Origin of the sequence: Streptomyces sp. NPDC051219, assembly GCF_040682335.1 — a bacterium.
Lineage (GTDB): Bacteria > Actinomycetota > Actinomycetes > Streptomycetales > Streptomycetaceae > Streptomyces.
In genome coordinates this window covers 1-5,861 of record NZ_JBFBAS010000072.1, presented here as the reverse complement: position 1 = coordinate 5,861, position 5,861 = coordinate 1, and the positions used below count along the sequence as shown (strand labels likewise).

Here is a 5,861-nt window from a genome sequence, read left to right as displayed (position 1 = left end):
TTTCTGCCATTCCACAACCTCTGGTTTCCTGTTTGCTGGGGGAGGGCAGATTTAGTACCGCCGCACGCCACTGAACTGGCGTCCGGCGGTACGGCTGGTAGGCAGGCCTCGCCGCTGCGGCGTCAGCGCCATTCCCGGGCGGTGATCCGGCCGGTGCGGTCACGCTGGTATGACACCTCGGCGTCCGGGCCGACCGCTCGGACCAGCCGCCCGGCACGGTCATGCTCGTATCGTGTCACTGTGCCGTCCGCGTCCTTGGCTGTGACATTTCCGAGGGCGTCGTGCTCGTAGCGCAGTGTGCGACCCTGCGCGTCCGTGCGTGAGACCAGTCGGCCGACGGCGTCATGGGTGTTGTTGACGGTCCAGCTGTTGAAGTCCGTTTCGGACGTCAGTCTGCCTGCCGGATCGTAGGTGTAACTCCAGCTGAGGCCCTGTGGATTGGTCACTTGTGTGAGCCGCAGGGCGGTGTCGTACTCAAAGGTGTATCGCACGCCGTCCGGACCCGTCCGGGCAGACAGCAGGTCGGAGTGCGTGTGCTCGAAGCGGGAGGTCGCGCCGTTTGCGTCAGTGTGGCTGGTGCAGTTGCCCTCGCCGTCGTACTACCAGGACTGCGTGGAGCCGTCGGCCTCGACGCGGCGAGCCACCCGGCCCTCGACTGTCCATTCCAGGCGGGTGGTGGCTCCCAGGGGATCGGTGACTGCGGCCGGGCGGCCGAACCCATGTCGCGCAAGCCGCGTTACGCCGCCAAGTGGACCGGTGACCTCAACAGGTAGGCCGGCCTAGTCGCAGCGGACGAGAGTGGTGCCGCCGAGGGCTTCCGTGACCGAAGTGAGGCGGCCGCCCTCGTCGTAGGTGTAGCGGGCAGCGGTTCCGGCTGGACCAATGACGGCGGTGCGGTTGCCCCGCTCGTCGTACGACTGGCGCCAGATCGCCCCGTCGGGCGTGACCATGGCGGTCGGCAGCCCGAGGTCGTTGTACGTCGCCGCAGAGGCGAGCCCGTCCGGGCGCGTGATCGTGGCCAGGCGTCCGTGCTCGTCGTAGGCGAACTCGGTGGTACGGCCCAGCGCATCCGTTCGTGAGAGCGGGCGGTCGAAGCGGTCTCGCGCTGTGCGGGGGACCGCGCCGAGCGGATCGGTCTCGGAGATCACCAGATGGACATCGTTGACGATGTAACGGGTGGTGTGTCCGAGGGAGTCGGTGACCGTTGTGGCCGGTGGCCGGTGGCCGGTGGCCGGTGGCCGGTGGCCGGTGACGGGTCCGGGACGCCGTAGTCGATCCGCGCCGCTACATGGCCCTCGCTGCCACCTTCGGCGATGCACCGGTCGTGGTCGTCATACGTGTAGTCGTATCGGCGGCCGTTGGTGTCCGTCCATGAGGTGACACGGCCGACCGTGTCATACGCGAACCGCAGCGGTACTCCGGAGGAGTTGATGACCTCGGACGGACAAGGCATCGTGGCGGTGCGACTTCCTCGGGGACCCGGTTGGAACCTGCTCGTACGGGAGGTCGCGTTCTGCATGCTCCACCCCACGCACCCCGCGCTGCAGAAGGCCGGGATTTTCCTGCCTCCCGGAGAGTGGGGCCTGCGGAGGACCGCGCAATGCTGCTTCGGCTGATGAAGTTGCGGACCTGGGCTCAGGAACAGGACATGCCGGATGATTTCTGCCTATGGGAATCGGCCGACTGGCAGGCGTACATCGACTCGCGCTCGCAGGTCACCGAGCCCTCGACGGTGCGCAAGTCGGTCTCCTCGATACGGCACCAGATCACCTTCTCGCCAGTCCTCACCGGCGTCCCCACTTTGGAGGACCCCTGGCCCGGGAAGTCGAGTGCCCGGGTCGCCGAATCGGTGTGGACCGATGAGCTGTCCACCCCTGTGATCCCGCCCGAGGTCTGGTGGCCCCTGCTGCGGGCGGCCTGGGCGTACATCGACCGCTTCGCCCCACACATCCTGGCCGAACGTGACCGCCGCCAGGCCGCCCCACTCAGCGGACCGCCGCCGCAGATGGACAGCGACCGCGAGCTGGAGCAGTGGCTGGCGGATCCGAGCACCAGCATCCCGCTCAACGCACGTAACCGCGGCCGGGCACGTCGCGGCGAAGTGAACTGGCGGCGGGCCAGTAAGCTCGCCACCGACGGCCGTACCATCGTGCTGTTCGCCGCCGAGGGACCCCATGGCCTCAAGCGACGTCAGCGCGTTCCGTCCAGTTCGGTTCGCCGGCCCACGCGACCTGATCGTCCGCAGGGTGGACCGGGATCGAGTGGTCCGGGTTCTCCAGCCATTCGCGCACGACTCGGTCGCGGTGGATGAGCCGCTCCTCGGCGAGCGGGGCGAAGGACGGGTCGCGTACCGTGCCGGTGTGACTGCGTCCGGTCTCGGCGAGCCGTTCGAGGACCGTATGCTCCGGGCTGCCTGCTACGTCTTCGTCGCCGCGCTGACGGCCATGCGCGACAGCGAGATCCATGAGATCGAACGCGGGGCCCTCACCCAGTACTACGGCGCCCCTGCGCTCGCCTCTCGGAAAGTGAAGGGCGACGACTCCCGGCCTGTCGAACTGCGTGGTTGCCGAGCGAACCTCGGCGAGCCGGGTCAGGGCCTGCTCACGCAGCGTCTTGGACAGCTTCTTCAACAGCTCCACGAGATCGGTCTCCTCCATCCGCCAGATCGGCTCATGGGCGAGTGTCAGCACCGAGTTGCGGCATCGGGCGGGCTGGCAGGCCCCCAATAGCGGGGTCTGACCACGCTGATCGGGCGGGAGTTGGGGGCCGTCGTCGGCGAGCTGGGCACGAAGCGTGACGCTCTGCTCGATGACGTCGTTGACCTTGTCGAGCCCGGCGTGGAAACGCGTGGCGCCGGGACCGACCGCGATGGTCTGGCCAGCCCGGCGGGCCTGGGAGAAGGGAGACCAGCTTCTTGGCCGCGGCGACCTGCAGTTGGTTGTCGAATTCCTTGGCCCACCGCGCGTCGGGCTTGCCGTAGGCGAGCGTGCTGCGGTTTGCCAGAGCCCGCCGGGCGGCGTGCCTGCGGCTACTGGTGGATCATCGAGCCCGTCGCGCGGGCCATCGCGGTCGCCGAACAACTCACCTGGCACGACACGAGAGTCTTCAGCGACCGAATTGCAGGGCAAGCTTGACGCGCTCGCCACGGTGACCGCGAACCTCTGCTACGAGAACCTCGAGCTGAAGAAGAAGGAGACCACACGACGTCAGGGCCGCGTCACTGCCCTGCCCGCGTCCGGCCCCTGGCTAGAGTAACTGCCCCGCGGTGATGGTGATGAGGTCCGCGTCGCGCGGAAGCCCGTCGAGTTGTGGTGGGAAGGTTCGGACGGCGACGTGCTGTGCTCAGCCAATGTCTGGGTGTAGTGGCCAGTTGTACGGACGAACAAGGGGTCCCTTCTGCGATGAGCTGCAAGAGGCGGGAGGACGGTGGCCAGGCGTCTCACCTGCACGCGTCATGCACCGACGGTCGCCGGCCGGGGCTGCCGCACCGGGCTCTGCACGCTGTGTCCGGCGCCCTCTTCCCGCCCGGAACGGGGGAACGAAGAAGACGCCGGGCGTCCGGCGGGATCAGTTGGCTCGCTGTCCGGCGGCCGTGAGGTCCCTGGATCGCGGGTCAAAGCGTGATGTCGCCGCCGAAACGGCCAGGTGCGCGTGCTCGGGCTTGGTCAGCGTCTCGATCGTCTTCCCGCAGAGCATCTCGCCGGCGGGGCTGAGCATCCCGTTGTGCACGTCGATGGTGTGCTGCGGGCTGACCTCGCGGATGTAGTTCACGACCTCTTCGGGCTTGTTCCACGGGGCGTCGATGGCGAACAGCAACGCGGGTTCGACGGCGGGCCAACAACGGCGGACGTGGCCGACTCCTCGTCGTCCGCGTGCCGAGGTCGGACGACCCGTTGCTCGCCGTCCAGGACGCGGCAACGAACGGCGCGAGCATGGTCGCCCTAGTCGACGAGGGCGACCATGCCGAGCTGGCGGTCGTGGCCGAGGCAGCTGCCCCGGGGCTGGGCGTCCGGCTGTACAGCGGAGCCGATTGGGACCGGCTCTCAAGATGACCGGGAGTTAGCGCGGCTAGTGCAGCTCCTGGTTTGCGATGCTTGTCGCCGGGTCCGGGTTTGGGTGCCGAATGATGTTCGCGAAGACATCGGGGGCGTCGCTGTTGTCCCCAGACGTGTATGTGTACTCAACATTGGGGGAGGACGGTATGGAGCCATTGGAACTGCGTCGCGCAGTTGAGGCAGGACGGGCGACCGCTTCGGAGCTGGGCCTTCAGGTCGACGATGTGGTCGTCGTCCACAACTCGGACCGCGTCGCGCTGCGCCTGGTCCCTTGCGATGTTCTGGCTCGGGTCGCACCTTCGGGGCATCTGGCTGATTCGGGGTTCGAAGTAGAGGTTGCTCGCCGTCTCGCCGACGTCGACGCTCCGGTGGCTGAGCTCGAGCCTCGGGTCGACCCCCGAGTCTATTTGCGTGCTGCCTTCGCCATCTCGCTCTGGACTTACTACGAACCTGTGGGATCAGAGATCGCGCCGGCCGACTACGCACACGTGCTCGTACGGCACCATGCCGCCCTGCGCCAGATCGATCTGGACGCACCGCATTTCACCGATCGAGTCGCCGTGGCACTGAGAGAGGTGAACGACCGGGAGCAGTCCCCCGAGCTGCCCGATTCTGACCGGGAACTCCTCAGCAACACACTCAGTGGACTGAGCGCCGCGATCAGCATCGAGAAAGCCGGCGACCAGCTGTTGCACGGCGAGCCGCATCCGGGCAACCTCCTCAACACGAGGAGAGGGCCGCTCTTCGTAGACCTCGCCACGTGCTGCCGCGGGCCGATCGAGTTCGACCTCGCCCATGCGCCCGAAGAAGTGGGAAAGCACTATGCGGGGGCTGACCATGGCCTGACTCACCGGTGCCGCGCCCTGAACTGGGCGATGTTCTCGGCCTGGCGCTGGCGCCGAGACGACCAAATGCCTGACCGGGACAACTGGAGAGTGGAGGGGCTCAACCAGGTTCGTGCTGCACTCGATCGCTGCGGACTGGGCTGAACTCGAGACAGAGGGGCTGCTGGGCCCCGATCCGCTGCGCCGTGTGCGGCATCCCGACACGGTACAGCGGCTAGCTCGGACTCCTAAACGGGCATCCACATCCGGACGCGAGGTCACGAACGGGCAACGCTTCCTGTCTGCTTCTGAGACAGTTGCTGCGTGGTTCGCGGCAGATCATCTCGGCGTTCCACCTGGACGTTGGTGAGTGACAGGGCCGTGGCCTCCGGCCCTGTTATACCCCGGGGACGGAGGAGAGGATGAAACCCTCCAGGAGATCGGGCGAACCACCGTACTGGGACGGGTCGCAAGACCTGAAGAAATCGCGGAAGCAGTTCTGTTCCTTGCTACCTCCCGTGCCAGCTACATCACCGGCACGGTTCTTCAGGCTCACGGCGGACAGCTCGCGATCGGCTGACTCCGGGAAGTGTCGCTGCCGCTACCCGGGGTTCCGCAGTTGAGTGGGTGTCCGATGAGCGGGGCGCGAGGGCCCAGGTCCTCGCTGTCCTCGCGGTCGAAGGCGCGGGCGTAGTGCTTGGCGTCCTCCGCGGACGCGTACTGGTTGGAGCCGTGGGCCCCGCAGTCCTGGCCGCACCGCCAGGTCATCGTCTCCGCTTCACTGGAGAAGTGGTATCGATGCCCTGAGAAGGCGACAGCGCGACATTCGCTCCTATTTCCGTTAGGGGTGGGGAGGCCTCCTTCCGCCGTTGACCGTGCCCGGTGGTGCGCGTAGCCCCCGGCGTCAGTCCCCGGGTCGGCCGGGCGGGGGCTTCAGCCGGGCGAATGGTCGGGATGCGTCGCGTGCCGCCAGACCCACACG

The 5,861-nt window shown here is 67.4% G+C and carries 12 protein-coding genes; 4 read left to right on the top strand and 8 right to left on the bottom strand.

The genetic code is table 11. From position 1 onward, the window contains the following. Positions 1 to 122: 122 nt before the first annotated feature. The 6 genes from AB0M62_RS34605 to AB0M62_RS34580 all read right to left on the bottom strand — a co-directional run bounded on the left by AB0M62_RS34605 (position 123) and on the right by AB0M62_RS34580 (position 3,080). Positions 123 to 491 (bottom strand): RHS repeat domain-containing protein, encoded by a 369-nt coding sequence (locus AB0M62_RS34605; protein WP_366078298.1) that lies wholly within the window; start codon positions 489 to 491, stop codon positions 123 to 125. Positions 492 to 599: 108 nt separating this feature from the next. Further along, complete coding sequence (locus AB0M62_RS34600) at positions 600 to 668, bottom strand: hypothetical protein (RefSeq protein ID WP_366078300.1); 69 nt, start codon at positions 666 to 668, stop codon at positions 600 to 602. A gap of 111 nt (positions 669 to 779) precedes the next feature. Continuing rightward, a complete protein-coding gene (locus AB0M62_RS34595) occupies positions 780 to 1,148 on the bottom strand; it encodes a hypothetical protein (RefSeq protein ID WP_366078297.1) in 369 nt (122 codons plus the stop codon). Continuing rightward, entirely contained in the window at positions 1,145 to 1,453 is a 309-nt protein-coding gene (locus AB0M62_RS34590) for an RHS repeat domain-containing protein (protein WP_366078296.1), read from the bottom strand. Before AB0M62_RS34590 ends, AB0M62_RS34595 begins: the two co-directional genes overlap by 4 nt. A 182-nt stretch (positions 1,454 to 1,635) precedes the next feature. After that, entirely contained in the window at positions 1,636 to 1,872 is a 237-nt protein-coding gene (locus AB0M62_RS34585) for a hypothetical protein (RefSeq protein WP_366078295.1), read from the bottom strand. 308 nt (positions 1,873 to 2,180) lie between these two features. Continuing rightward, positions 2,181 to 3,080, bottom strand: a complete 900-nt coding sequence (locus AB0M62_RS34580) for a hypothetical protein (RefSeq protein ID WP_366078294.1) — start codon at positions 3,078 to 3,080, stop codon at positions 2,181 to 2,183. Between the two features lie 37 nt (positions 3,081 to 3,117). On the opposite strand from AB0M62_RS34580, the gene AB0M62_RS34575 reads away from it, so the two are divergent. After that, a complete protein-coding gene (locus AB0M62_RS34575; RefSeq protein ID WP_366078293.1) occupies positions 3,118 to 3,255 on the top strand; it encodes a hypothetical protein in 138 nt (45 codons plus the stop codon). 312 nt (positions 3,256 to 3,567) lie between these two features. Here the strand turns inward: AB0M62_RS34575 and AB0M62_RS34570 are convergent, their stop codons facing one another. After that, entirely contained in the window at positions 3,568 to 3,816 is a 249-nt protein-coding gene (locus AB0M62_RS34570; protein ID WP_366078292.1) for a hypothetical protein, read from the bottom strand. A 56-nt stretch (positions 3,817 to 3,872) separates the two neighbouring features. On the opposite strand from AB0M62_RS34570, the gene AB0M62_RS34565 reads away from it, so the two are divergent. From AB0M62_RS34565 to AB0M62_RS34555, 3 genes are all read left to right on the top strand, one after another. Beyond that, entirely contained in the window at positions 3,873 to 4,052 is a 180-nt protein-coding gene (locus tag AB0M62_RS34565; protein ID WP_366078291.1) for a hypothetical protein, read from the top strand. Between the two features lie 149 nt (positions 4,053 to 4,201). Continuing rightward, positions 4,202 to 5,044 carry a phosphotransferase gene (locus AB0M62_RS34560; protein WP_366078299.1) on the top strand — a complete coding sequence of 281 codons (843 nt, stop codon included), beginning with the start codon at positions 4,202 to 4,204 and terminating at the stop codon, positions 5,042 to 5,044. Between the two features lie 205 nt (positions 5,045 to 5,249). Next, positions 5,250 to 5,459: an SDR family oxidoreductase gene (locus AB0M62_RS34555; protein WP_366078290.1), complete on the top strand. Its 210-nt coding sequence runs from the start codon at positions 5,250 to 5,252 to the stop codon at positions 5,457 to 5,459. Here AB0M62_RS34555 and AB0M62_RS34550 read toward each other — a convergent pair. Next, positions 5,432 to 5,647: a hypothetical protein gene (locus tag AB0M62_RS34550; protein ID WP_366078301.1), complete on the bottom strand. Its 216-nt coding sequence runs from the start codon at positions 5,645 to 5,647 to the stop codon at positions 5,432 to 5,434. The genes AB0M62_RS34555 and AB0M62_RS34550 overlap by 28 nt on opposite strands. Positions 5,648 to 5,861 lie beyond the last annotated feature (214 nt).

Coding starts and splice junctions, on each gene's coding strand:
- AB0M62_RS34590 (WP_366078296.1), bottom strand. CDS start 1,453: ATGCCTTGTCCGTCCGAGGTCATCAACTCCTCCGGAGTACCGCTGCGG.
- AB0M62_RS34560 (WP_366078299.1), top strand. CDS start 4,202: ATGGAGCCATTGGAACTGCGTCGCGCAGTTGAGGCAGGACGGGCGACC.
- AB0M62_RS34550 (WP_366078301.1), bottom strand. CDS start 5,647: ATGACCTGGCGGTGCGGCCAGGACTGCGGGGCCCACGGCTCCAACCAG.